The organism is Acidipropionibacterium jensenii DSM 20535, from assembly GCF_000425285.1.
Taxonomy (GTDB): Bacteria; Actinomycetota; Actinomycetes; order Propionibacteriales; family Propionibacteriaceae; genus Acidipropionibacterium; species Acidipropionibacterium jensenii.
Genome location: NZ_AUDD01000002.1, coordinates 181968 through 207295, shown reverse-complemented (window position 1 = coordinate 207295; position 25328 = coordinate 181968). Strand labels below are relative to the sequence as shown.

The following is a 25328-nucleotide window of genomic DNA, read 5'->3' as shown; positions in this document are numbered from 1 at the left end:
ACGGCTCATCCCCGCATTCGCGGGGAACACGCGTCCGAGGTGTCGGAGCAGCGCATGTGGGGCGGCTCATCCCCGCATTCGCGGGGAACACGAACGCGAGAACGCCAAGAACGCTCGCGCCGAGGGCTCATCCCCGCATTCGCGGGGAACACGCGCTTCCGAGACTCGAACCCGGACGTATGCCGGGCTCATCCCCGCATTCGCGGGGAACACTTGATCGCCGCGGCTGAGTAGGCGGAGGGGGCCGGCTCATCCCCGCATTCGCGGGGAACACGGCCACCACCGCTACCCGTTCGCGAGCCCCAAGGGCTCATCCCCGCATTCGCGGGGAACACTCGATGGCCTGGATGATGCCGGTCATGTCCCGGGGCTCATCCCCGCATTCGCGGGGAACACGGCCGGCGGCCTGACCGGGGGGCGGTGGTGGGGGCTCATCCCCGCATTCGCGGGGAACACGCGCTCCCGAGAATCGAACTCGGGCAAGAACCGGGCTCATCCCCGCATTCGCGGGGAACACCACGATATGATGATGCCGGAGACCGTGACTGAGGGCTCATCCCCGCATTCGCGGGGAACACCCCAGAGCCACACCACTCACCGTCAGGGCACCGGGCTCATCCCCGCATTCGCGGGGAACACGCTGAGAGCTGCTTCTCGAAGCCCTCCGACAAGGGCTCATCCCCGCATTCGCGGGGAACACTCCTCGACTTCCCGACCACGTTCGGATTCGATGGGCTCATCCCCGCATTCGCGGGGAACACTTGGAAACAACATTCCCCAGCGACTTGAACTTGGGCTCATCCCCGCATTCGCGGGGAACACCGGCTGCTGCTGATTCTGCCGCAGTCATGGGAGGGCTCATCCCCGCATTCGCGGGGAACACGACATGCCAGGGGTGGGGACCATCGCCTGCGCGGGCTCATCCCCGCATTCGCGGGGAACACCGGCTGCTGCTGATTCTGCCGCAGTCATGGGAGGGCTCATCCCCGCATTCGCGGGGAACACGACATGCCAGGGGTGGGGACCATCGCCTGCGCGGGCTCATCCCCGCATTCGCGGGGAACACCGGGCCATCTTCCAGACCTTCGGTGCCGTGATGGGCTCATCCCCGCATTCGCGGGGAACACACCGACAGTGACGGATCCAAGGCAGCCGACATGGGCTCATCCCCGCATTCGCGGGGAACACGCACCTGAATGTTGCGGGGGATCTCCACCGTCGGGCTCATCCCCGCATTCGCGGGGAACACCCCCTGATTTGGCGAAGCTCGCCGATAAGCCGAGGCTCATCCCCGCATTCGCGGGGAACACCCCGATCTCCGGTGTCTTCGTCGACGATCCATGGGCTCATCCCCGCATTCGCGGGGAACACCCCATCTGACAAGGTCAGATGCCGAGCCAACAACTAGATAGGAGGGTACTCCAGTTCGGTCGAGGCTGTGGTGGGAAGTGTGAGATCCTCGGCGCTGTCGGCCCGCTGTGTCGTGCACACGAGCTGTGTGGGGCGCCGGGTGTGTCAACATCCAGAACTCTTCGGACGCACCCGTGGCGAGCGTCGTCAGCTTGGCTAAGCTGATCATGAGCTCGTCTCGGGTCGAACGCCTGGTCGATCATCAACGGCGGAGTCGTTACATGCGGACGCATGTTTAGCTACCCCCCCGTGCAGCCCGCTGGAGCTGCTGCTCACGGCCGTCGATAGACTGCGATCACTTATGTCTCACACGGATGCTCGCGGTCGCCGCGGGGACCACACCACCCAGCCGGCGCCTGATCCGCAGCTCCGCCACGCTGCCTGGCAGGCGGCCCTGCCCACCATCGCCTTCCTGCTCTTCGTCTCCCTGCTCCGGTCGCCGATCACCGCCGTCCCGCCCCTACTGGGACGGATGGCCGGCGATCTCGGCATGAGTTCCAGCGCGATGGGCGCCCTCACCTCCGTGCCGGTGCTGTGCTTCGGCGCCCTGACGCCGATCGCATCCCTGGTCCTGCGACGTCTGGACCTCAACGCCTCGGTTCTCTGGGCCCTGGCGATCATCATGGCCGGATCCGTGCTGCGCTCGGCCGGTTCGGTGTGGGCGGCCTTCGCCGGAACAGCCGTCATCGCAGCCGGCATGACGCTGGGCAATCTCATCGCCCCAATGGTCATCGCACGCAGCTTCCGCAACCGCACGGCCCTGATGACCAGCTCGTACTCCGCCTCGGTCAACATCGCAGTCACCCTGTCCACCGCCCTCGCCGCGCCGCTGGCACTGCTCATCGGCTGGCAGGGATCCACCGCCGCCTGGGCCCTGGCCCCCGGAGTGATCGCCGGATTCGTGTGGTGGAAGGTCTTCCCACCCCAGCGTCGCCGCGATCGGGACGCCGTCAGTCCCGACACCGGTGCCGCGGGACGCTCCGGCGAGAACGCCCGGCGCAAGCCGTCCGTCTCGATCGTCGCCTGGCCACTCGCCTGGATCATGGCCGCCGCCTTCGCGGCCCACAACCTCGCCTACTACTCCACCGTCACCTGGCTTCCCACCGCCCTGCGCGAGGTCGCCAGGCTGGGAGAGTCGGGAGCCGGGCTGGCCTCCAGCGTCTTCCAGATCACCGCCGTCGCCGGACCGCTGATGGTGCCGCTGGCCCTGAACCGGATGGGTTGGTCCATGCGGCGCGTCATGATCATCGTGTGCGCGTGCTGGCTGGCGCTGCCCTTCGGAATGATGACGCTCCCCTCGCTGTGGCTGGTCTGGTGCATCCTCGGCGGGATCGCCCAGGGTGCCTTTTTCAGCGCCCTGTTCACGATCGTCATCCAGCGCAGCCGCACCCCCGACGAGAGCCGGCGTCTCACCGCCCTCATCCAGACCACCGGATACATCGTCGCCTCCCTGGGGCCGATCCTGGTCGGACATGTGCACGACCAGTTCGGCGGCTGGACGTTGCCCTTCGCCGTGATCGGCGCTGCCACCGTGATCCTCACGGTGTGCGCGATGATCGCGGTCGGTGACACCTCGCGGCCCGCCGTCTCCCCGGCCGATCGCCCCACCGAGGTGTGACCCGGCGTCCCCTTGATGCGCGCCTCCGGCTGGGTACCGTGGCTGAAACTCAGACCGGAGGTCACCATGTATGACAGCCATCGTGAGACAGTCCCCATCAGCGGCGCGACGTTCGCGGCCCCACCGGCGCCCGAACCCCTCGCACCCGACCCTGCGGTGCCGGACCCGGTAGTGCCCGATCCCGTGGAGCCGCCGTCGCCCTTCCCCGCTCCCGGCCCCTTCGATCCGCCCTCCCCGCCCGGTCCGCAACCGCCCACCGAGCCGCCGGGCCGTCCCGAACCGGTGCGTCCCCCCACCCCGGCACCGCCGGATCCGGTCCGTCCGGCACCGTGGCCGCCCGAGCCGCTCCCGGCTCCTCCCTCCCCGCCGGGTCCGCCCGGCCCTCCGGTCCCGCCGGTTCCACCCGCCCCTCCCATCCCGATGTGACGCTCATGAGCCCGCACCGGGCTCGCCGGGGCCCGCCGAGGGGTATCGGGGCCTCGCGGCGAAGCCAACCGGGGTCGACGGTCCGCATGGTGCGGGCTGGCAGCGGGAAATAGTGTGGGGCCATGAGCTCTCGTTCCACCCCACGCCCCTCCATCCCTGCCACCGTTGAGGACTGGGAGCGCGCCATTCCCGGACTGCTCACCCGTGACGTCCGGCTTCTCGTGCCGCTGGACCACGCCAACCCGGCCGATCCGCGCACGATCGAGGTCTACGCCCGGGTGGTGGCCACCCCCGACGGCACACGGCGTCCCTTCCTGCTCTTCCTCCAGGGCGGCCCCGGCTGCGAGTCGCCGCGTCCGACGCTGTCGGACCCCGGGTTCCCGGGCTGGCTGTCCCGCGCCCTCGAGGACTACCAGCTGGTCCTGCTGGACCAGCGCGGCACCGGGCTGTCCTCCCCGGTCTCCGAGCCGGTCGGCTCCCCGGCCGACCAGGCCGAGTACCTCACCCACCTGAGGGCCGACGAGATCGTCGAGGACTGCGAGGACCTGCGTCGTCACCTCGGCGTCGAGCGCTGGGCGGTGCTGGGCCAGTCCTTCGGCGGGTTCACCATGCTGCGCTACCTGTCGGTGCACTCGGAGTCGATGAGCGCCGGCTACTTCACCGGCGGGCTGTCGGCGGTCGGACGTCATGCCGATGAGGTGTACCGGACCACCTACGCCACGATGGCCACCAAGTCCGAGCAGTACTACGCCCGGTTCCCCGGCGACCGCGACCGGATCCGCGAGCTCCTCGAGCTGGCGGCCGACGGCGGTGTGAGCACCCCGAACGGAGACCTCGTCTCACCCTCCAGGGTCCGTTCCCTGGGCCATCTGCTCGGGGCCTCCGGCGGTGCGGGCCAGCTGCACTACCTGCTGGAGCGCGAGCCCAGCTCCCGCGCCTTCCGCTACGACCTCGCCGAGATGCTACCCTTCGGCGGCCGCAACGCCCTCTACGCGGTGATCCACGAGTCCTCCTACGCCGACGGGTGCACCACCGCCTGGTCTGCGGCACGGACCCTGCCCGAGTCCTTCGAGCAGGATCCGACCCTGCTCACCGGCGAGCACCTGCTGCCCGGATGGTTCGACGAGGACTCCTCCCTGAGGCCGTGGAAGGAGACCGCCGAGATCGTCGCCAATCATCCCTGGCCCACCCTCTACGACGCCGACGCGCTGGCCGCCTCCCAGGTGCCCTGCGCGGCCGCCGTCTACTTCAACGACGCCTACGTGCCGCTCCAGTTCTCGATGGAGACCGCCGCGCTCATCCCGGGAATGCACCCCTGGGTGACCAGCCAGTACGAGCACAACGGGTCCAACGCCTCCGGAGGTGCGGTCCTCGACCGGCTCATCAGGTTGGCGCGCGGCGAGATCGCGCGGTGAGACGGCAGGACGCCGGGAACCAGGCTGTCGGAGGAGAGTCGGAGGAGTGAGGGCGAGGCCATGATCAGAACCCAGCAGGATCTCGACGAGGCCCTCGGCCGCGGCGAGTCGGTGCTGGACGTCGACTCCGGCCCCGAGGAGGAGCTGCGGCTGCTGCGCGGGGCCGGGTCCCTGTTCAGCGCGGTCACCGTCCACCTCCACGGGCGCTCCCGGATGACGATCAGCGACTCCATGGTGATGGCCCACGACGAGTCGACGGTGATCAGCGGACCCGACGGGGTGGTCACCGCCGACGGGTCGGCCACCGTCCTGGGATCCGGCGTCGTCAACGCCTCGGGGCGGGCCCATGTGCTGGCCGGGGGATCGGCCTCGGTCACCGCCTGGGGCCGGGCCCACCTGGAGCTCGCCGACGCCGCGACCGCCCGGGTCAGCGGTGAGGTGAGCGTGCTGGCCGGCGACGACTCCCGCGTCTGGGCCGGCGGACTGGCCCAGGTGCAGCTGGGCGATGAGGCGATGTGCCTGGTCACCGGGATGGCCCCCGACGGCGGCGTCGGCATCGTCACCCCCGACGCCGTCACCCCGGGACGGGAGGGGCAGGTCCACCGCGCCGACGGGAGCCTGTCCACCCTCAAGGACCCGACCACCTGGTGCCAGATGTTCCACGTCGCGATCGACGGCGGGATCGCCACCGTCTACAAGGCGGTCGACACCTTCTGGACCACCGCCTGGGCGGTCCGCCAGAAGATCTTCTACACCCCGGGAACCTGTCCGGCGGCCCCCGACTGGCAGGACGCCGACACCGGCGGGGGACTGCACTTCTCACCCACCGCGTTCCAGGCCCGTCAGGTGGTGCGCTCCTGCACCCATGTGGTGTCCTGCGGGGTGCGGGTCGACGAGCTGCGACCCCTCACCGACGACGTCTGCAAGGCGCCCAGGGTGGTGCGGGCCTGCCAGAAGGTCGACGACTGAGGGTGCCTGGCGGGCCGGGCTGGAAAAATGGCCGCATGGAGCCACTGCCCGCACGCGACGCGATCACCCCCGAGGTGCTGGCCCGCTGGGCCCACCGGGGCCAGCGCAGGGACACCCCGGCCGGCCCCGGCGCCTACATCGACCATCCCCGCCGGGTGGTCGAGCTGCTGGTGGCCGGCGGGGTCGCCGACCCAGAGGTGCTGGCCGCGGGATGGCTTCACGACACCGTCGAGGACCAGCCCGGCAGGCTGGTCCGGGCGGGGTCGGCTCTGGATCATGGATCTGATGGCGGCGCTGCGGGGTCCGGGGTCGGGGTTGGGGAGCCGGTGCATGACGCAGCCGTGCGGGACCGGGCCCTGGCCGTTCTCGCCGATCTCTTCGGCCCGGTCGTCGCCCGGATCGTGGCCGAGGTGACCAATCCGCTGCCGTCGTCATCGGCGTCGGCGGGATCTCTGCCGTCGGTGGCATCTGGCGCGGCCTCGGCGGCGTCGTCGTCGACGTCGACGCAGGGTAGTCCCGACGCGCTCTATCTGGAGCATCTTCGCCAGCTGTGCGCCCACGGCTCCCCGGCGGCGGTCTCGGTGAAGATCTGCGACCATCTCGACAACACCCGCGACCTCGACCCGGTCCCCGCAGACCCGCGGGACCCGGCCCGGCTGGCCCGGCTGCGGCGCAAGTACGCGGCCGCCCGCCCGATCCTCCGCTCGGCGTCGAGCCTGCTGGACCCGCGCTGGCAGCAGAAGGCGCTCGCGCGCGACATCACCCAGGGGCAGTGACTCCTCAGATCTCCAGCAGCGCCCGGTTCAGCACCTGCGCGGCCAGATCCATCGGTATCCGTTCCTGCTCCAGACGCAGCCCGCGCCGTTCCAGGTCCAGGAAGACCTCCCGCTCCTCATCGGTGAGCCCGGACACCCCGTGCGCCTGGCCCGGTTCGGGCACCGCCAGCTCCTCGAATCGACTCACCAGGGCCCGGGTCATCAGCACCGATCTCGTCTGCGGCAGCCGGGCGCGGCAGCGCGACAGGATGGCGAAACCATGGGTGTCCAGATCTCCCCAGTAGAGGATCGGCGAGTCGCGGATCCAGTGAACCCGGTCGAGCTGGACGACGGCGTACCCGCGGCCGTGCACCGCGACCACCCCCGGAAGAGGCGGCAGAGCGGCGAGTGTCGTGAGATTCTCCACGATGAGGACCACTCGTGGCGCCACCACGAGCCTGTCCAGCTCATCGACCCCGGTAGTCAGATCGTGGAGAGTCGTCCCCGAGACCGAGACATCGAGCACCCTGACACGGAATCGTTGGGGTTCGCTGGCCAGTCCGATCCCCTCCTGACCCGTGATCGCCAGGATCAATCGCTCGACCAGACCGCGGTGCTTCTCCAACCATTTGGTGTCGATTCCGTGGACGGCCACCTGGCGCGGGAGGAGGCCGGAGTCCGGGTGGTCGATGAGCCAGCCGGCCATCGCCATCAGTCGTTCAACATCGGCGTCGTCGAGGCCGGCGATGTCATCGACCAGGTGGGGCAGCGAGTCGGCGAGACTGCTCGACTCGGGCCAGCGCGAGGTGACGATCCCGGCCAGCTGGCGGCATCGCGCCCAGGCCGACTGCTGTCCGGCGAGTCCGGCGATCCCCTCGGCCGAGGTGACGCGCACCCTCAGCGGCAGTCGCTGAGGGCCCCAACTCGGCCAGTTGCGCACCGCCCACTCCAGGGCCGCACCCTCCGGTGGATGCCACTGGTGCCACGACCGTCGCCAGGCCGCCAGGGCGTCCGGGTCTGCCAGCGCCTCCTGCTCGGTGGGCAACCCCAGCGGGAAGGAGACGTCGACGTCGGGATCGCTGATCCAGACGCGATGGTTGCGACGGTACTTGGTCGCCGCCCAGCGTCGCAGCTCTGGCAGGGTCCTCACAGCAGCGGAGCCTGCACGTCGTCGCGCTCCTCGCGTGCGACCTCGTCCCCGTCGGACTCCGCCCCCGGGTCCTGGAACTGGCTGACCATGATCCGCGACGGGCGGCCCGGTTCATTCTGGAACAGGATGATCCCGCCGACGTAGTCCTCCAGGGTCTGCAGCATCTTCATCGGGGTGGCCAGGAGCAGCTGGAAACCGAAGTCGCGGAACACCTCGAGTCCGGCCCGGGTGAACTCCGGGTCGGTCTTGTCGAAGGCCTCGTCGAGCGCCACCACCCCGTAGCCGGGCAGCGTCGCCCCATCACGGGCCAGCTGGTAGCGCAGGGCGGCGGCCAGGCAGAAGGTCACGAACTTCTGCCGCTCCCCGCCGGAGCGACCACCGGCGTCCTCGTAGAAGTCCACCGGGCGGGACTCGGCGTCGAGCACCTCGGCGCGGAACTCCACATGGATGCGGGTGTCGAGGCACAGCTCCCGCCACCGGCGGTCCACCAGCTCCTGGGAGCGCAGCCGGGCCATCAGCCGCTGGATGCGCAGGAACCGCTCCTCCGCACCCTGGCGGGCCTGCGGGTCGTCCCCCGCCTCCATCACGTCGGAGACGCTGTCGGTGGTGATCTGCTGGAGTTCGCGCAGGAAGTCGCGCACCTCCGGAAGGCTGCGGTCGCAGACCCGCACCTGCAGATGGCGGCCCCGCGCGTACTCGGTGCGCATCAGCGACTCGTTGATGGGGTCGATCCGGTTGCGGACCTCCCGCCGCGAGATGCGGATCCTGTTCGCCAGGGCGGTGATGTTGTTGCGCGACTGGCTCTGCAGCAGGTCGAAGAAGCGCGCCTCGAACTCCGGCAGCCGGTCGGCGCGCAGCTGCTCCAGCTGGCGCAGGTACTCCGGCAGGTAGTCGACGCCGTCCTGAAGGTCGGCGGCGCGCTGGGGCCAGGTCTCCTTGAACCGTCTCATCCGGTTCTCCGCGAGTTTGATCTGGCGGTCCCGGTCGGACTGTGTGGTGCGCTGGTCCTCGCTGATCTGAGTGGTCGTGGAGCGGTGGAGGGTCTCGAGATCCTCGAGATCGAGCCGGTCGTCGCGGTCGCTGCGGGGCTGGCGGGGACTACTGATCCTGGCCTCCAGAGCCTCTCGGACCTTCTCGGGGACGTCCTCCGCCCGTCTCAGCGCGGCCGTCCAGCGCTCCCGTCTGGTGGTCAGGGAGGTCATCTCGTCGTGGCGCACGCGAGCGTCCACCTGCAACTGCTGGGTCTCCGACCTGGCTGCGCTCTCGGCCTCCTGGAGGCCCGGAAGCTCGCTCTCGGCGAGGGCGAGCTCCTGGTTGCCGGCCCTCAGCTGCCTCAACTGGGTCTCGACCGAGTCGATGTCGGCCCGGGCGCGGTCGACATCGAGGTCCTCGGGACGCGTCCGAATCAGTTCGGTGAGATTCGTGCGCAAGGAGTGCCTGTGCCTGATCCGCTCGTCGAGCGCGTCGGCAGCCTCGATTGCCGTCTGCAGCACTGCCCGTGCCTGGTCCAGGGCTCGCGCCAGGGCATCGTGCTTGCCGGCGGTGGAGGAGCCCAGCAGCCATCGGGTGCGATCGGAGACCTTCCAGCGGTCGTCCTTCTCGTGGCGGGTGCGGGAGTGCTTGACCTGTCCGGCGCGGGTGAGGCCGCGATCCAGCCGGGAGAACTCGGAGACGTCGTCGACGCACCGGTAGTCGTACCGGCGGGCGAGGGTCCCGGTGAGCCAGCCGGCGAACGGCGAGGAGGCCAGCACGGCCACCTTGCCCGGCAGCGTCCCCGGTCGGGTCGGGCTCGCGCCGCTGCTCGTGCTCGTGGTGGCTGGAGTGGAGGGAGCCGGGGAGTCGGGACGGACGCGCTCCCAGACCAGCCGCGTCCCCCAGCTGCGGCGGTCCACGGCGGCCGCGACCCGCGAGGAGATCTCATCGGGGACCAGCAGGGTGCGGGCCAGGGGACGCAGCACCCGTTCGATGGCTCCCTGCCACTGCGTCTGGTCGGGGAGGACGTCGATGAGCTCGCCGGCGAACGGCAACTCGTCGGTGGTCACTCCCAGCTCGTCGGCCAGCGCGGTCCGGGCGAGCAGCAGGGCCGCCTCCATGTTGGAGTGCTGCGACTCGAGGGCGCGCAGGTCGGTGCTCAGCGTGTCGACGGCGTCCTTGGCCTTGACCCGGTGCTCCAGGACCGAGTAGTTCGCATCCCGCTCCCGGCTGTCCTCCTCGTCGAGACCGCGCAGCCGGGCGGTGAGATCGTCCTGCCAGCCCGGCCACCCGGCGGGGGAGTCGGGCAGGGTCAGATCGCACTGGGCCGCCCGGTTCTCCGCGTCGGCCAGGGTGTGCCGGCAGCGCTCCAGAATGTCCTGGTAGCTGCTGCGCTGGCGCTCGAGATCGGGAATGCGGTGGCCGCCCAGACCGGCGATCCGTGCCTGGCACTGCTCTCTGGCGGCGGTGGCGTCGCGTTCCCGGCGTTCGGCGGCGTCGATCTCGGCGCTCAGGGACTTCAGGGTGGTCTGGCATGCAGCGATGAGCGTGTCGGCGATCTCCACGCGGTGCCGGGTGAAGAAGGTCTCGGCATGGTGCTGCTCGGCCTCGAGAAGGTCCAGAGCCTCGACCGCCCGGTGATAGGCGGTGGAGATGGCCTCCAGGGGTTCCAGGGCAGCGACCTGTTCGCGGGCGTCGACCACCGCGCGGTGGGCCCCCGAGAGCTCCTCGAACTGTTCGACGGCCGCGTCGGCGAGACTGAAGGTGTCGGGTTCGTCGAGCATGAAGTCGCGCAGGAGGGTGTTGAGACTGCCCAGGTTCTTGGCGGACTGGGTCTTATGGAGGAGCCGCTGGGCCCGGTCGGATGCCAGGCCGAGCTTGCGCTGGAGTCTGCTGGCGAAGCCGTTGTACTGCCTGTTCGTCCACCATCCCGGGTGGGCCGCCTTGATGCCGCGCGAGTCGATGCCGTTCTCCACCAGCGGTCTCAGGGACTGAAGATCGACCCTCTGATCGGCGTCGACGTACAGGTTGCTGACATCTGCGGGGCTGGAGGCCTGCTGGGTGGCGTGCATCAGCCTCAGCAGCGAGACGGTGCGCCCGTCGGCGTCGTCGAAGGTCAGCGCGATCCCGCTCCAGGTGGCGCCGGTCCGCAGATAGGTGGTGGTGACCTGGCCGGTCGACTCGTCGACGTCGCGCCGGTGCGCACCGCGCACATAGCTGAGGATGTCTCGCGAGCGGTCTCCCTGGCCGCTCTGCTGGGCGGCCGCGTTGAAGGCCAGCCACCGGGGTTGCACCATGATGGCTGCGATGGCGTCCAGCAGGGAGGACTTGCCCGAACCCGAGGCGCCGGTGATCAGAACTCCCTTGCGCGGCACGGTGATGTCCCGGTAGCCCTCGAAGGTGCCCCAGTTCACCAGCTGGATGCGGGTCAGACGGAACTGACCGGGGTGCTCGGGCCCCCTCACCGCTCGACCCCCTCGTCCTCGACGGTCCCGTCGGCGTCATCCCCGTCGGTGTCGCCGGACGTAGCGGTGGAGGATGAGGGGTCGGCGAGACGGTCGATGGCCTGTCGCACGGTGGAGACCTCGTTGGCGTCGAAGATCAGCGCCAGTACCGGGGAGATCTCGAAACGCTCCTCCTCCGCCGTCGACAGCAGGACCGAGTTGGACTTGAACCGCTCCACGGCGGTACTGACCCGCCGGTCGAACATCGCCTCGTCGGTGAAGGTGACGGGCCGGTACACCGACATCGCGTCGTCGATCTCCGCCCGGTCGATGAAGGCCCGGGAGTCCTGGGTCTCCGCGCGCAGCAGGGTGTCGCGCAGCAGCAGCACCAGGCAGGTGTCCAGCAGACTCAGGGGGGTGGAGCGGGTCACCTTCGGCAGATCGTCGGAATGGCGGGCGTCGGCATTGCGGATGAAGGCGACCCCACGGTCGGTGTCGACGGTCAGGCACAGGAAGAGGTCGGACAGCCGCGAGGCCAGGATCTCCTGGTCGCGGATCACGACCGGCCACAGCTTCGGGTGCCGCTCGCGATGGATGTAGGGGCCGCGCAGCAGCTGGAGCAGAGCACGACGGGTCGGCTCCGCGAGCACCCCGGTGTCGCCCGGGAACAGGCTGGATGGCCGGGAGGCGACGTCGGGGGACTCGCCGACGGCGGGTCCCGCGGGGGCCAGAGGCGACTCAGAAGGCAGGGACATGGCTGCTCCACTCCGGGGGGACCATTGAGATGATGTACCGGGGGACGGTCATCGCACGCACCGTCTCCGACGAGGTCTGCCAGCTCAGCGCCTCGGTCTGCCGACTCCGGGTGCAGCCGCCCGGGCCGCGGCGCAGACCCTCTGCGAGCACGAGCAGACCCACCACACTGGCCAGGCCCTGGTGGCAGGGGAACCGCTCCAGGACATCGGCCAGCGAGAACACGCTCAGCTGTCGGGCGGTGGCCGCCATCGCCCGACGCAGCTCGTCGAAGTCGATCTCGGAGGCTCGGACCTGCTCGCGCAGGGCCGCCAGATCCAGCTCCCCCGGGGGGACCTCGGTGACCGGGGCGACCGTGCGGCTGTCATCGGGGTTGTTGAGCTTCCAGGCTGCGATCGTCGAGATGGCCAGGGAGGTCGCCGGGAGGTGGTAGCCGGTGGAGGCGGTGGGACGGTGCGTGGCGGTGAGGGAGGTCAGGTGAGCCCGGGCGGTGGCCACCATGGCCGCCAGTCGGCGGTACTCGCGGTACTCGTGGGTCTCCACGAACCGGTGCAGGCTGCGCGACAGGCCGGTCATGACGCGGCGGATCTCCTCGGCGTCGTCCTGGAGAACGCCCAGAAGACGACGGAGGAACTCGCGGTCGCGGACCGGCAGGTCGCGGGCCCACGGGCGGTCGAGGATCTCGTCGACCGACTCGTCGAGGGCCGCGGAGGCCTCGGCATGGTTGAGCAGGTCGTGGAAGGCGGTGAAGGTGCGGCCGGCGTCCGAGCGCTCGATGAGGTCGACGCCGGCGAAGACCTCGTCGAGGACGTCGCCCCGCGTCCCGGTGCTCGAGATGATCTGCTGGCGCAGGTCGTGGTTGAGGAGCTCCAGGTCGGCGGAGACCTTCGTGAAGTCGGCCGGGATCTGGCCGGCGAGGCGCACGATCTCGGCCAGCCTCTCGCGTGCGGTGTCGTCGTCCAGGACGGTGAACCGGCCGTCCTCGGCGCGCGCGATCTCGGCGTCGATCGCGTCCCGCTGGGCCTTCAGGTCCGCGATCCGATCCTCTCGGGAGGGGTTGGCCGCGCGCGCCAGGCGCTCCAGCAGAGTGGTGACGGTGGCCAGCCGCGAGGACGTCACGGTGGACTGGGGATTCTCCAGACGCCGCAGGAAGTCCAGGGCGTCCAGTGCGGAGGAGGAGAGCCGAACGGTCTCCAGCCGTGCCTGTCCGGACTGGCGGACCAGCAGACCTTGGCCGATCCAACCGGTGAGATAGGCCTGGGCGGTCTGGGGTGCGTCGACCCCCATGTCGCGCAGCTGGTCGAGGGCGTCGTCGGCCCGTTCGAGGAACTCGGCGACATCCATGGTCACCGGCGGGTTGTCCAGGATCGTGCCGAGGACGGCCGCGGTGACAGGCAGGAGATCGGCGCGCAGCAGGGACATTGCCGGGCTGTCGGCGACCAAACGGCGCAGCCCCTGGGTCGCGGCAGCCACCGATCCCGTCATGGGGTCACGCTCCTTCGCCGGGGGCACGGACTGGTTCCCGACAGGGCGCCGGTCGGGAACCTGCGTCATGGGGTGTCGGTCTGCGAACCACAATAGGGGACCGCTCCGACACTTCGAGGAACCGGTTCTCAGGCGTGCGGTGCCGGCCGACGGCGTCGGGTAGGGGCGCCGGTGAGCGCCTTGTGGTCGATCAACCAGTCGAGGCTGACGTCGGCGTCCCCCAGTTCGGCCACCAGGATGCGCGCGCAGGCCAGGGCGTCGGCGTCCGCCTGGTGGTGGGCGAAGGACTCGGAGGGGAAGTAGTGCCGGAACACCTGGTCGAGCTTCATGGTGCCGCGCGGCCACCCCAGCACGCCCTGGGCGATCCGGTAGGTGCACAGCCTGGGCGAGTCCAGGGTGGGAGTGCCCAGCTCGACGGCCAGCGCGTTCCAGACGCTGAAGTCGAAGGCCATGTTGTGGGCGACCACCGGCCCGTCCCCGCACATCTCCAGGTAGTCGTCGACCACCTCCTGCCAGCCCGGGGCGTCTGCGACCTCGTCGGGACGGATGCCGTGGATCGAGACATTGATCGGGTGGAAGTAGTCCCGGCCGGGCGGAGGGCGCAGCAGGTCGGCGCGGGAGTTGAGGACGGTGCCGTCCTCGTCCATCGTCACCGCCGCGATCGAGCAGGCCGACGCCCGTGACGGGTTGGCTGTCTCGAAATCGATGGCGGTGAAGGTGGTCATGGCCTCCCAGTCTGCCCCCGATCCCCGGGAACCCGCGCATCAGGGCCGCTCTGATCGCCCGGGTCTGGGATGAGACGATCGGGACATGGATGATCTGGCCCAGGTGTTCCGGGAGGCCGAGCGGGCGGTGTTCTTCGGCGGCGCCGGGGTGTCCACCGAGTCGGGGATACCGGACTTCCGCTCTGCCGGCGGGCTGTACACCACCTCCCACGACCTGCCCTTCCCGCCCGAGTACATGCTCAGCCACGACTGCTTCGTCGAGCATCCGGCGATGTTCATGGACTTCTACCGGACCTATCTCGTGCACCCGACGGTGCGGCCGAACAGGGCCCACCGGGCGCTGGCGGAGCTGGAGCGACGGGGGAGTCTGGCGGCCGTGGTGACGCAGAACATCGACGGTCTGCACCAGGCGGCGGGGTCCGAACGGGTCATCGAGCTGCACGGCTCGGTGCACCGCAACCACTGCCTGGAATGCGGTCGCCACTACGGGTTGGACGCGATTCTCGGGTCTGCTGGAGTGCCGCGCTGCCAGGCCTGCGGGGGGATGATCCGCCCCGATGTGGTGCTGTACGGGGAGACCCTCGACGAGACGGTGATCCATGACGCGCTGCGGGCCGTCTCGGAGGCCGACGTGCTGGTGGTCGGCGGCACCTCGCTCAACGTCTACCCGGCGGCCGGGATGCTGCAGTACTTCCTGGGCCGGGAGATGGTGCTGATCAACCTGGAGGCCACCCCCTATGACGACCAGGCCGATCTGGTGATCCACCGCAGGCTCGGCGAGGCCCTCGGGGAGGCGGTCGGGGTCGAGTGAATCATTCACGTTGACCGTGGCATGTGGACGGACGCCCGGGACGGCGTCGATGGGCGGCCGGGGAACGTCTCGGCAGGCGGCGAGGAGAAGTTGTCAGACCCCATCAGTAATGTGTCTGCTGTCAACGACGACGCGACCTCGAGGAGACAACTGATGACACGGCACGGACTGCGCGATCGAGCGCTGGGTTCCTCGCCGCTGTCATCCTCGGCGCGGACCTGGACGGGGCCGCAGCTTCGGGCCCGCACCTCGGGACCGTTGTGGGAACGGGTCTGTCCGGAGCGGGAGACGACCGACGACGAGCCGGTGGAGGTGCTGGCGGAGGAGTCGACGCCGGCCGGCGCCGACGTGTCGACGAGTCCCACCGAGGTGGCGCCGGCCCCCGCCGAGGTGCTGGTCGACTCTGCCGATGCGGAAACGGAGTCTGTCGAGTCCGCGCCGCACGGCGTGGAGTCGGTGGGCGGAGCGCCGGTCGCAACTCGTCCACTGCCGACCCGTCCAGCACCGACCCCTCCAGCACCGAGCAGTCCTGCACTGAGCAGCCCAGTCGCGAGCGCGGTGGCTGAGCGTGCGCCGCTGACCATCGGCCCGGCCGCGAGTGCGCTTGTCGGCAGCGGCCCCGCCAGAAAGGCGCCCTCCCACGGTGAACCGGTCCTCGATCTGCCCGGCGACGTCACCGATGATCCCTGGACCCTGCGGCCCGGGACCACGCTGCGCAGATGGCAGCGGGATGCGTTGGAGGCGTGGCGCAACGCACAGCACATCGGCATCGTGCAGGCGGTCACCGGCACCGGCAAGACTCTGGTCGGCGTCGTCGCGATCGCCGCGGCACTGAAGGCCGGCATGCGGTGCGTCGTGCTGGTGCCGACCGATCAGCTCGTCAAGCAGTGGACGCGGGTCCTGCACCGGTTCCTCCCCGAGGCCGTGGTGGTGCAGAAGGGGCAGGAGGCGTCGATCTGGGATGTCCGCGTCTCGACCGTGCAGACCGCCATGAATCGGAACTTCCAGTCGCGTCGGGAGGGCGCCATGCTGGTGGCCGACGAGTGCCACCGGTACGGCGCTCCCGGCTACGCACGGGCCCTCCAACGCGGGTACGTGTGGCGGCTGGGTCTCAGCGCCACCGCCGAGCGGGAGGACGACGGCGACCAGATCCTGCGCTCCTACTTCCGGGTATCTGCTTCGACGTCGGCTACCGCCGGGCCGTCGACGACCATCTCATCGCCCCCTACGACATCGCCCTGGTGGGGGTGCCGCTGGGGGCCGGGGAACGGGCCGAGTACGAGGAACTCACCGAGGACATGAGTCGCCAGGCGATGCGGCTGCGTGATCTCGCCGGCGTCCCCGCCGAGCCCTTCTCCGCCTTCATGTCCACCGTCAGCGACCTCGCCAATGACTGGTCGTCGTCCTGGCGGGGGCTGGCGCGCAGCTACCTCGCGAAGTTCGCCCGGCGGCGAGACCTGCTCGCGGTCTCCCAGATGAAGCAGCAGGCCCTGGGCATTCTCACCCCGGTGGTCGACCGGTCGCACGGGTCGTTGATCTTCACCCAGACCAAGGAGTCGGCCCACCAGGCCGCCACCCTGCTGGCCGACGCGGGGGTGTGGGCCGGTGAGGTGCACTCCGGGCAGGGGGCCGAGGCGCGCGAGGAGAAGATGTTCGAGTTCGCGGCCGGAGGCACGAAGGCTCTGGCCGCTCCCCGGGTTCTCGACGAGGGGGTCGACGTGCCCGACGCCGACTTCGGTGTCGTGCTGGCCTCCAACCGGTCGCGGCGTCAGATGATCCAGCGGATGGGCCGGGTGCTGCGGCTCAAGGAGGACGACCGGCCGGCCCGGTTCGTCATCATGTATGCAATCGACACCGTGGAGGACCCGCACCATCTGGGGAAGATGCCCGACTTCTTCCACGGATGCCTGCCCTACGCGCGCAAGTGGGAGGAGTTCGATCTCAGCCTTCCCGGGGAGTCGGTCCGGCTGCTGGAGTTCCTGGGGGTCGATGACGCCACACCGTCGTGGGAGACCGATCGGGAGAAGCTCATCGGGCCGTCCCGCCGGCCGCCGGCCGAGGATGAGCCCGCTGCGCGGCAGGGCGTTGGCTCGCAGAACGGGCCGGGGCAGGAACCGACCACTGAGGAATCCACCACTCAGGCACCGACCGCCCAGGTGACGTCGACCCTGCCGGGCGCTGACGGGCGTGTTGCCGAGGACTCTCCTCGCCCGGTCGGCGAGCACGACGGGCTGACGGTCGCTGTCGAGGCCGCCGGGAAGAACCGTGACAGGGCTGGCAGCCCCGGACGGACCGGAGCCGAGGGGGACGACGGCGAGGAACTCCTCGGCGACGTCATCGTCACCGATGACATCGTCCACGACTACCTGCTGAGCATCAAGCGGTACCCGCTGCTGGAAGGACGGGAGGAGGAGGTCCTCCTGGCCCGACGCATCGAGTGCGGCATCTATGCCGCCCATCTGCTGGAGACCGGAAGCTGGAGTGCTGCTGCCAGCCGTGAGGAGTTGCAGCTGCTGGCGGATCAGGGGGACGCGGCCTTCCGTCGCTTCGTCGTCTCCAACCTGAGACTCGTGGTGTCTGTCGTCAAGCGCTTCACGGACTCGAGACTGGAACTCATCGAACGCATCCAGGAGGGCAACGCCGGACTCATTCGAGCCGTGGAGAAGTTCGACCACACGCACGGGTGCAAGTTCTCCACCTATGCCACGTGGTGGATCAAGCAGGCGGCCACCAGGGCCGAGTCTGATCAAGGCTCCACGATCCGGATGCCGGTGCACTTCGTGGAGACGGTCAACAAGGTCCGGCGATGGTTGGGGACGCGGGACCTGAGCCTGGCCGAAGGAGCCACGGCCTTCCCCGACGGGATCCCGGAACTGGAGGTATCGAAGGAGGAGCTCATCCGGATCAGCCGCCTCGGCCGCCCCCTGGTGAGCATCGACGGGTTGCGGGACCTGGTGGACGACTCGATTCCGATGCACCCCCTCAACGGGTCTGAACCCGTGGTTCCCGGTGCCGGGGGCGACCCGAACCTGGAGTTCGCGTACAAGGCCCTGGCGGAGTTCGAGGACGAGGACCCACGGGCCTGCCGGGTGCTGCTCATGCGATGGGGCCTGGAGACCCGTGAGGCCGAGACACTGGACACCATCGGCAACGCGATCAAGCTCACTCGTGAGCGGATCCGTCAGATCGAGAAGGCCGCGATCCTGCGGCTCCGGGAGATCCTGCTCGAGAGGGCGAAGGACCAGGAGCTTGCGGAGAATCGTCCGCGGTTCTACATCGACCCGTTCGCAGTGCCGCGGGTGAAAAAGAGGAAGGTCACACCCGCACGATCGCGTCGGCTCTGTCACAGGTAGCGCGGATGAGGACGGCATTGCTCTCGTCGGATCCCGCCGCCCAGGCGATGGCGGCCTCATGGGACTTGCCGAACCGTTCGTGGCGGGCCGCCAGACGCCGCATCCGCAGATCCTCGTCGACGTCGACGTACCAGATCTCGTCCATCAACCCGTGCACCAGGCACCACGGCTCCTCCTCGAGGAGCAGGTAGTTGCCCTCGATGATCACCAGCGGGGTCGAGCGCTCCACCGGGATCGCCCCGGTCACTCCGTTGTGGAGTTCGCGCCGGTAGGCCGGCGCATAGGTGACTGGCTCGGCGGCGTCGGCCAGGCGCCTCACCAGGGAGACGAATCCCCACGCGTCGAAGGTGTCGGGAGCCCCCTTGCGATCGACCCGACCCAGTTCCTCCAGCCGCGACTGCGCCAGATGGAAACCATCCATCGGGACGACCGCGGCGTCGGCACCCAGGGCGGAGGACAGCTCGGCTCCCAGGGTGGACTTGCCCGCCCCCGGCTCGCCGGTGATGCCCAGCAGAACCCGCCTGCCGCGCCGTGCCAGCGCACGCGCCCGATCGATCGCCCCGCTGGTCGTCAACTCCATCTCAGCTCCCACTGGCTAGATCCGCACCGCCGCAACTTCGCTGCCTCAAGCCGGCTGCCTCAACTTCACTGCCTCGACTCGCATCGTGCGGGACGGTCCCGGCCGGACGGTCGACGGCGAACGCCAGATGGGGCATGTCCACCCCGCGGTAGTGCTTCACGAACCGGCCGCGCACCGTCATGCCCAGACGGATCGCCACATTCATCGAGGCGATGTTCGTGTCGCGCACCTGGGCGTGGATCCGCTCGGCCCCGAGCTCATCGAAGCCATGATCACGGCAGGCGGCGGCCGCCTCGGTGGCGTAGCCGTGATGCCAGAAGGAGCGATTGAACAGGTAACCGACCTCCACGACGTCCTCGTCGAGGATCCGCTGATGGGTCAGTCCGCACTGTCCGATCATCTGCCCGGTTCCCCGCAGTAGCACGGCCCACAGCCCGATCCCCTCATCGCGGTAGCGGGCGAGCATGCGATCCAGCCAGCCGACCACCATCGCATCGGTGAACGCACCCTGGTAGGCGACCATCGTCTCCTCGTCCTGCATGATCGCCCGGAGCGCCGGCAGATCATGGACGCTCATCTCGCGGAGTTGCAGGCGCTCCGTCTCGACAATCACGTGGTGATCCTAACCGCACCGTCTCCTCGCTACTGTGGCCGCCATGGCAACCTTCGATCCGGCGGATCTCGCCCAGGTCCGCGCCGCCGCCGAGGCGGGAAAGCGCAGCCTGGGCGCCGGACCGAGGACCGCGATCGTCGCCGAGACCACCCTCACGGCGGCCGAACTGCACCCCGGCGCTCCCGAGGTGAGGGTCCGGCTGCTCAGCCCGAGCAGCGAACCGCGCGGACTGATGATCTACATCCACGGCGGCGGCTGGGTGATGTACTCCATCGACCACTACGACCGACTTGCCCGCCATCTCGCCGATCTGACCGGGTGGGCGGTCGTCATGATCGACTACCCGATCGCCCCGGAGCACCACTTCCCCGAACCCCTCGACTGCGCCTGGGAGGCGATCGGCTGGCTCGAGGGTCCCGACGGTCGGGCCTGGCTAGACACCGAGATCGCAGTGCCGTCCCGCCGTGTGCTGGCCGGTGACTCCGCCGGCGGGAACATCGCTGCCGCATGTCTGCTGCGCGCTCTCGATGGGAATGGGGCCCCCAGGGACCCTCGGAGCCCCCGGTCCGAAGTGGGCCCCAGCTCCCCGCAGATCCGACGGAACGTTGGGAACCATCCGTCCTTCGACGCTGCGCTGCTGGTCTATCCGGTTCTCGATCATGATCTGGACCGGCCCAGTTACTTCCGTGCGCTGTTCCCTGCCGACATCGAGCGCGACGAGATGCGCGTCTGCTGGGACCTCTACTGTCCCGATCCCGCACTGCGGGAGCAGCCCGACGCCTCGCCGCTGCGCCCCGCCAGCCTTGCCGGACTGCCCCCGACGATGCTCATCACCGCCGAGGGGGATGTCCTCAACAGTGAGATCGAGGTCTATGCCGCACGCCTGGGGGAGGCCGGAGTTCCGCTGGTCACCGGGCACTTCGCTGGGATCGGTCACGGCTGTCTCAACCTGTGGGGGTACAGCGCCGAGGTGGACCGGGTGGTGGGCCAGATCGCCGGCTGGTTGGAGGGTGTCGAGGGCGGGTGAGCGCCGTCGAGGGCGGTGTTCCGGCGTGTGGAGTGAACATTTCACTCGCGGAACTGCCTGTTCTCGCCCGCAGAGGGCGGGAAGGCCCCATTGGCGAGTGAAAGGTGCACCTATCCCGGACACAGCGAAGGCCCGGGCACAGCGAAGGCCCCGGCGCCACAAAGCGCCGGGGCCTTCGCCGAGATCAGGAAAAAGCGGTGCGGAGGGGCTCAGATGACGTTGACCAGGTCGCACACGAAGACGAGGGTCTCCTCGGGGGCGATAACCCCGGGGATCCCGCGCTCGCCATAGGCCAGCTGGTAAGGGATGGTGAGCTTGCGACGCCCACCGACCTTCATTCCCTGCACGCCGGTGTCCCAGCCGGGGATGACCTGGCCGACGCCGAGCTGGAAGGACAGCGCCTCCCCGCGGTTGTAGGAGGCGTCGAACTCCTTGCCGTTGCTGAGGGCGACACCGACGTAGTGCACATCGACGAGGTTTCCGGCCGCGGCCTCGGGGCCGTCGCCGACGGTGATGTCCTCGATCACGAGATCGTCGGGGGCGGAGTCGGGCAGGGTGACTTCAGGCTTCTGCATGGCGCCCACCCTACGGGGAGCCGCCAGGACCCGGTCAACCCCGCACGCCGGCACCTCCAGCCTCACCCGAGGTTGCGGAACACCGGGATCCCACCGGTCGACATCTCGGGCACGTACCGGTAGCCGCCCAGGTCGAACCGGGTGATCCCGCGGGCCGATCGGACCCGCTGGCGCACCAGCCAGCCGGCCATCAGCCCCCGGGCCCGCTTGGCCGAGAAGGAGATCACCCGCCAGCGGCCCGACGGGTCGCGGTCCTCGAACCGCGGAGAGACGACCCGTGCCGCCAGCCCCGGCACCGACGCATTTCCCGCCGCGAACCGCTGCGACAAACCCTCCAGGTCCACCGCCCGGGAGTACTCCGCCGAGGCCAGATTGACGATCACCCTCGCCCCGGGGGAGGAGGCGAGATCCTCGGCGACCGCACGGGTGAGGCGCGGGCGCCAGAACGAGTACAGATCGGGTCCGCGGTGGTTGGCGACCCGCACTCCCATCTCGAGGCGGTAGGGCTGGATGAGATCCAGCGGACGCAGGATCCCGTACAGCCCCGACAGGATCCGCAGGGTCTTGCCGGCCTCGGTCCAGTCCCTCTGGTCGAAGGTCCGCGGAGCCATCGCCTGATAGACCGCCCCGTTGAAGGTGAGCGCCGCCGGTCGGGCATTGGCGGGGGTGAAGGGCCACTCGAAGGACCGGTAGCGGTCCTGGTTGAGTACCGCCAGCTCCTCGGAGATCCCCATCATCTCCCGCAACTGCGCGGTCGACCTGGCGGCCATGATCTGGACCAGCTCCTCGGTCTGCTCCAGATACCGGGGCAGGGTCGATCGCCGGGTCGTCAGCGCCGACTCCAGATCGAGGGACTTCGCGGGGGAGACGACAATGAGCACGTCCCGAAGACTAGCCAATCGGCAGCAAGTACTGAACGACGATGCCGCCGGAGGGCCCTTCCGGCGGCATCGTCGCCAGAGCGGGGAGCCAGACTCCGGGGCTGGCCCGCGGACGGGCTACGGTCTGGCCATGGTGAAATACCCTGGCCGTGCCATGGGCTCGCGACGTCGAGGTCTGCGAGATCTGCGGTGGCCTCGTCTCCTGCTGGCCGTGCTGCTGCTCGCCTCCGGGCTGACCGTGGCGCCCGGCCAGGTGGCGGTGGCATGCGCCTGCGGGGGGATCGCCACCGACCCCGGATCCCAGACCAGGGTCTCCCGGGAGGCCGCGGTGATCGTCTTCGACGGTCGCACCGAGCGGATCGACATGACCCTGTCCATGACCAGCTCTGACGTGCGTTCTGCCGCCTGGCTGATGCCGGCCCCGGTGGGGACGAGGCTGTCCCTGGGGGCCACCGGGGTGATCGGCCGGCTCGACGCCGCCGCAGCGCCCAAGGTGGTGACCAGCACGAAACTGCGCCTGGTTCCGGGGCTCACCGCCCGCCAGGACCGCGACCAGGCCACGGCGCCGCGCGCCGACTCCGGCGTCGCGGTGGAGTCGCGGGTCAGGATCGGACCGTTCATCGTCACCACCCTGTCTGGGTCCCGGGCCGAGGCCCTGGACGACTGGCTGGTGGCCAACGGATTCACCACCCGGGCGAACCTGCTGCCGGTGGTCCAGAGCTATCTGGACGCCGGGTGGCGGATCAACGCCGTCAAACTCGTCCCCGAGGGGGCGCCGACCCTCGGTTCCACGCTGCCGCCGTTGAGAATGACCTTCGCCACCACGACCGCCGTCTACCCGATGAAGATGTCGGGCCTGGCGGCCGCCGACCAGCAGGTGCGGATCCACCTGCTCGCCGCCAGCCGGATGGTCATCGACGTCCAGGCGGCGCCGAGCACTCCCCTGGGGCTCGACTTCACCGGCCTCATCGACCCGGCCACCGCCGGTCTCGACAAGGGAATGCGGCCCGACGGGAAGGTCTGGTTGACCTCCTGGTCGGGCCGACTCGGTCCGCGGACCATCACCGACGACTACACCTTCAGAGGAGCCAAGGCCGACGAGCCCTTCCGCCGGGAGGTCGTGCAGGTGCACTACATCGACATCCCGGTCTCGGTCCTCGCGCTGCCGGTGATCGGCCTGCTGGTGATCGCCGGACTGGGGCTGGCGTACCGGCGTCAGATGCTGCGGGTCAGCCGATCTGGTCGTCCGCGGTGATGTCCTCGGAGGCCTTGGAGAAGAGCTCGGCGAACAGGCAGGCGGAGTCGTGGCCGCCGGCCCCGTCGTCGCGCGCGATGAGCTCGGGAACCTGCTCGGAGCAGGCCGGCTGGGCGCGCCAGCACCGGGTGTGGAAGCGGCATCCCGACGGCGGGTTCGCCGGGGAGGGGACGTCGCCGTGCAGCACGATGATCTCCCGGCTCTCGCGGGCCTGCGGATCGGGCACCGGGACCGCCGACATCAGCGCCTGGGTGTACGGGTGGGTCGAGCGGTCGTAGATCTGGTCCTGATCGCCGATCTCCATGAACTTGCCCAGGTACATCACCCCGACCCGGTCGGAGATGTGGCGCACCACCGACAGGTCGTGGGCCACGAAGACATAGGCCAGGTCCAGCTCCTTCTGGAGCTTGACCAGCAGGTTCACCACCTGGGCCTGGACCGAGACGTCCAGGGCGGAGACCGGCTCGTCGCAGACCAGCACCTTCGGGTTCAGCGCGATGCCGCGGGCGATCCCGATGCGCTGGCGCTGACCTCCCGAGAACTCGTGGGGGTACCGGTTGATGTGCTCGGGATTGAGCCCCACCAGTTCCAGGAGCTCCTTGACGCGGTCGCTCCGCCTGGCGGCGGGCACCACCTCGGGATGGATCTTGAACGGCTCCCCGACGATGTCGCCGACGGTCTTGCGGGGGTCCAGCGAGGTGTACGGATCCTGGAAGACGATCTGGATGTCGCGGCGCAGGCGGCGCATCTCGGAGGCGCCGAGCCGGGTGATGTCCTTGCCCTGGAAGATGATCGACCCGGAGGTCGGCCTCTCCAGGCTCACCAGCAGTCGTCCCAGGGTGGACTTGCCGCACCCGGACTCCCCGACGATGCCCAGCGTCTCGCCGGGGAACAGGTCGAAGGAGACGCCGTCGACGGCCTTGACGTGGCCCACGGTGTGCCGGATGAGTCCGCTGGTCAGCGGGTAGTACTTCGTGAGGTCACGGGCCGACAGGATCGGCTCGACGCCGACATGGCGTGCCGCCCGGGTGGGGCCGGGGACGGTCGTGGTGGCCGGGCTGGACGGGTTCGGATCAGACGCGCTCACGGTTGAGCACCTCCTCGGTGTGGTAGCAGGCCGCGAACCGGCCCTCCTCGACCTCGATGAACGGCGGGGCGCCGGGGACCCGGCACTGGTCGGTGGCGAACCGGCAGCGCGGATTGAAGGAGCAGCCGGTCGGCAGGTCGGTGAGGGAGGGCGGCAGGCCGCCGATCGCGTAGAGCTGCTCGCCCTTCTGGTCGAGCCGGGGGATCGAGTCGATCAGCCCGACGGTGTAGGGGTGGGCCGGGTTGGCGTAGAGCCGACGGACGTCGCAGTGCTCGACGAACCGGCCGCAGTACATCACCGCGATGTCGTCGGCGACGTCGGCCACCACACCCAGGTCGTGGGTGATGAGGATGAGCCCCATCCCGGACTCCTCCTGGAGCTCCTTGAGCAGGGTCATGATCTGGGCCTGGACGGTGACGTCCAGGGCGGTGGTGGGCTCATCGGCGATCAGCACCCGAGGGTTGAGGGCGATCGCCATCGCGATCATGATCCGTTGCCGCATCCCGCCGGAGAACTGGTGCGGGTAGTTGCCGGCCCGTTCCTCGGCGGCCGGGATCCGGACCCGCTCCATCAGCTTGACGGCCTCGGTCTCGGCGTCGGAACGGTTCATGCCGCGGTGGACGCGGAACATCTCGGCGATCTGCCAGCCAACCGGGAAGACCGGGTTGAGCGAGCTGAGGGCGTCCTGGAAGATCATCGCGATGTGGTCACCGCGGACCCGGCGCATGTCCTTCTCGGACATCTTGAGCAGGTCGGTCCCGCAGTACTTCACCTCGCCGCCGGTGACGAAGGCGGGCGGAGAGTCGAGGATTCCCATCACCGCCTGGGCGGTCACCGACTTGCCGGAGCCGGACTCGCCGAGGATGGCGAGGGTCTCGTGCTCGGACAGGGTGAAGTTGACGCCGTTGATGGCCTTGGCCACCCCGTCGCGGGTCCGGAACTCCACGTGGAGGTCGTTGACCTCCAGGAGCCGGCCGTCGATCGGTGCGAGGTCCAGGCGTGTCGACTTTCGAGTCATGCGCTG

The 25328-nt window shown here is 69.6% G+C and carries 20 protein-coding genes and 1 CRISPR repeat array; of the genes, 9 read left to right on the top strand and 11 right to left on the bottom strand.

The features are described from left to right. Position 1 precedes the first annotated feature (1 nt). A CRISPR array of direct repeats spans positions 2–1371; the repeat unit is 29 nt; unit sequence GGGCTCATCCCCGCATTCGCGGGGAACAC. Between the two features lie 340 nt (positions 1372–1711). From H590_RS14410 to H590_RS17110, 4 genes are all read left to right on the top strand, one after another. Then, positions 1712–3028, top strand: coding sequence for an MFS transporter (locus H590_RS14410; protein WP_084149204.1), 1317 nt, complete (start codon positions 1712–1714; stop codon positions 3026–3028). A gap of 548 nt (positions 3029–3576) precedes the next feature. After that, on the top strand, positions 3577–4869 hold the full coding sequence (locus tag H590_RS0102115; protein WP_051238072.1) for an alpha/beta fold hydrolase: 1293 nt from the start codon (positions 3577–3579) through the stop codon (positions 4867–4869). Between the two features lie 60 nt (positions 4870–4929). After that, complete coding sequence (locus H590_RS0102110; RefSeq protein WP_028702254.1) at positions 4930–5838, top strand: hypothetical protein; 909 nt, start codon at positions 4930–4932, stop codon at positions 5836–5838. A gap of 35 nt (positions 5839–5873) precedes the next feature. Next, complete coding sequence (locus H590_RS17110; protein ID WP_028702253.1) at positions 5874–6614, top strand: HD domain-containing protein; 741 nt, start codon at positions 5874–5876, stop codon at positions 6612–6614. A gap of 4 nt (positions 6615–6618) precedes the next feature. Here H590_RS17110 and H590_RS14395 read toward each other — a convergent pair whose 3' ends face one another. The 5 genes from H590_RS14395 to H590_RS14380 form a co-directional block, all read right to left on the bottom strand. Continuing rightward, entirely contained in the window at positions 6619–7743 is a 1125-nt protein-coding gene (locus H590_RS14395; protein ID WP_051238071.1) for a Wadjet anti-phage system protein JetD domain-containing protein, read from the bottom strand. Then, the gene (locus H590_RS14390; protein ID WP_051238070.1) at positions 7740–11180 is read right to left on the bottom strand and encodes an ATP-binding protein; all 3441 of its coding nucleotides are present in this window, start codon (positions 11178–11180) and stop codon (positions 7740–7742) included. Before H590_RS14390 ends, H590_RS14395 begins: the two co-directional genes overlap by 4 nt. Then, positions 11177–11914 (bottom strand): DUF4194 domain-containing protein, encoded by a 738-nt coding sequence (locus H590_RS14385; RefSeq protein WP_036980554.1) that lies wholly within the window; start codon positions 11912–11914, stop codon positions 11177–11179. Before H590_RS14385 ends, H590_RS14390 begins: the two co-directional genes overlap by 4 nt. Then, complete coding sequence (locus H590_RS0102085) at positions 11898–13397, bottom strand: DUF3375 domain-containing protein (RefSeq protein ID WP_028702252.1); 1500 nt, start codon at positions 13395–13397, stop codon at positions 11898–11900. The genes H590_RS14385 and H590_RS0102085 overlap by 17 nt, the downstream gene beginning before the upstream one ends. A gap of 128 nt (positions 13398–13525) precedes the next feature. Continuing rightward, complete coding sequence (locus H590_RS14380; RefSeq protein ID WP_051238069.1) at positions 13526–14122, bottom strand: exonuclease domain-containing protein; 597 nt, start codon at positions 14120–14122, stop codon at positions 13526–13528. An 85-nt stretch (positions 14123–14207) separates the two neighbouring features. Here H590_RS14380 and H590_RS0102075 point away from each other — a divergent pair, with 85 nt between their 5' ends. The 3 genes from H590_RS0102075 (at position 14208) to H590_RS17100 (ending at position 18286) form a co-directional block, all read left to right on the top strand. Further along, positions 14208–14933 carry an NAD-dependent protein deacylase gene (locus H590_RS0102075; protein WP_028702251.1) on the top strand — a complete coding sequence of 242 codons (726 nt, stop codon included), beginning with the start codon at positions 14208–14210 and terminating at the stop codon, positions 14931–14933. Positions 14934–15086: 153 nt separating this feature from the next. Continuing rightward, the gene (locus tag H590_RS19025) at positions 15087–16235 is read left to right on the top strand and encodes a DEAD/DEAH box helicase family protein (protein WP_028702250.1); all 1149 of its coding nucleotides are present in this window, start codon (positions 15087–15089) and stop codon (positions 16233–16235) included. Further along, positions 16232–18286 carry a sigma-70 family RNA polymerase sigma factor gene (locus tag H590_RS17100; protein WP_342663330.1) on the top strand — a complete coding sequence of 685 codons (2055 nt, stop codon included), beginning with the start codon at positions 16232–16234 and terminating at the stop codon, positions 18284–18286. Before H590_RS19025 ends, H590_RS17100 begins: the two co-directional genes overlap by 4 nt. Here H590_RS17100 and H590_RS0102060 read toward each other — a convergent pair. Both H590_RS0102060 and H590_RS14365 read right to left on the bottom strand, forming a co-directional pair. Then, positions 18249–18866: a nucleoside/nucleotide kinase family protein gene (locus H590_RS0102060; protein WP_028702249.1), complete on the bottom strand. Its 618-nt coding sequence runs from the start codon at positions 18864–18866 to the stop codon at positions 18249–18251. The genes H590_RS17100 and H590_RS0102060 overlap by 38 nt on opposite strands. A 1-nt stretch (position 18867) precedes the next feature. Then, positions 18868–19479, bottom strand: a complete 612-nt coding sequence (locus H590_RS14365) for a GNAT family N-acetyltransferase (protein ID WP_084149202.1) — start codon at positions 19477–19479, stop codon at positions 18868–18870. 43 nt (positions 19480–19522) lie between these two features. Here H590_RS14365 and H590_RS14360 point away from each other — a divergent pair, with 43 nt between their 5' ends. Continuing rightward, the gene (locus tag H590_RS14360; RefSeq protein ID WP_126412742.1) at positions 19523–20506 is read left to right on the top strand and encodes an alpha/beta hydrolase; all 984 of its coding nucleotides are present in this window, start codon (positions 19523–19525) and stop codon (positions 20504–20506) included. A 209-nt stretch (positions 20507–20715) separates the two neighbouring features. On the opposite strand, the gene H590_RS0102040 is transcribed toward H590_RS14360, so the two are convergent. Beyond that, positions 20716–21081: an FKBP-type peptidyl-prolyl cis-trans isomerase gene (locus tag H590_RS0102040; protein WP_028702248.1), complete on the bottom strand. Its 366-nt coding sequence runs from the start codon at positions 21079–21081 to the stop codon at positions 20716–20718. A gap of 62 nt (positions 21082–21143) precedes the next feature. Continuing rightward, the gene (locus tag H590_RS0102035; RefSeq protein ID WP_028702247.1) at positions 21144–21962 is read right to left on the bottom strand and encodes a YaaA family protein; all 819 of its coding nucleotides are present in this window, start codon (positions 21960–21962) and stop codon (positions 21144–21146) included. 130 nt (positions 21963–22092) lie between these two features. Here H590_RS0102035 and H590_RS0102030 point away from each other — a divergent pair, with 130 nt between their 5' ends. Beyond that, positions 22093–23217 (top strand): DUF2330 domain-containing protein, encoded by a 1125-nt coding sequence (locus H590_RS0102030; protein WP_161625992.1) that lies wholly within the window; start codon positions 22093–22095, stop codon positions 23215–23217. Here H590_RS0102030 and H590_RS0102025 read toward each other — a convergent pair. Next, positions 23192–24214 carry an ABC transporter ATP-binding protein gene (locus tag H590_RS0102025; protein WP_051238085.1) on the bottom strand — a complete coding sequence of 341 codons (1023 nt, stop codon included), beginning with the start codon at positions 24212–24214 and terminating at the stop codon, positions 23192–23194. The genes H590_RS0102030 and H590_RS0102025 overlap by 26 nt on opposite strands. Before the next feature lie 76 nt (positions 24215–24290). After that, positions 24291–25322 carry an ABC transporter ATP-binding protein gene (locus H590_RS0102020; RefSeq protein WP_028702244.1) on the bottom strand — a complete coding sequence of 344 codons (1032 nt, stop codon included), beginning with the start codon at positions 25320–25322 and terminating at the stop codon, positions 24291–24293. Positions 25323–25328 lie beyond the last annotated feature (6 nt).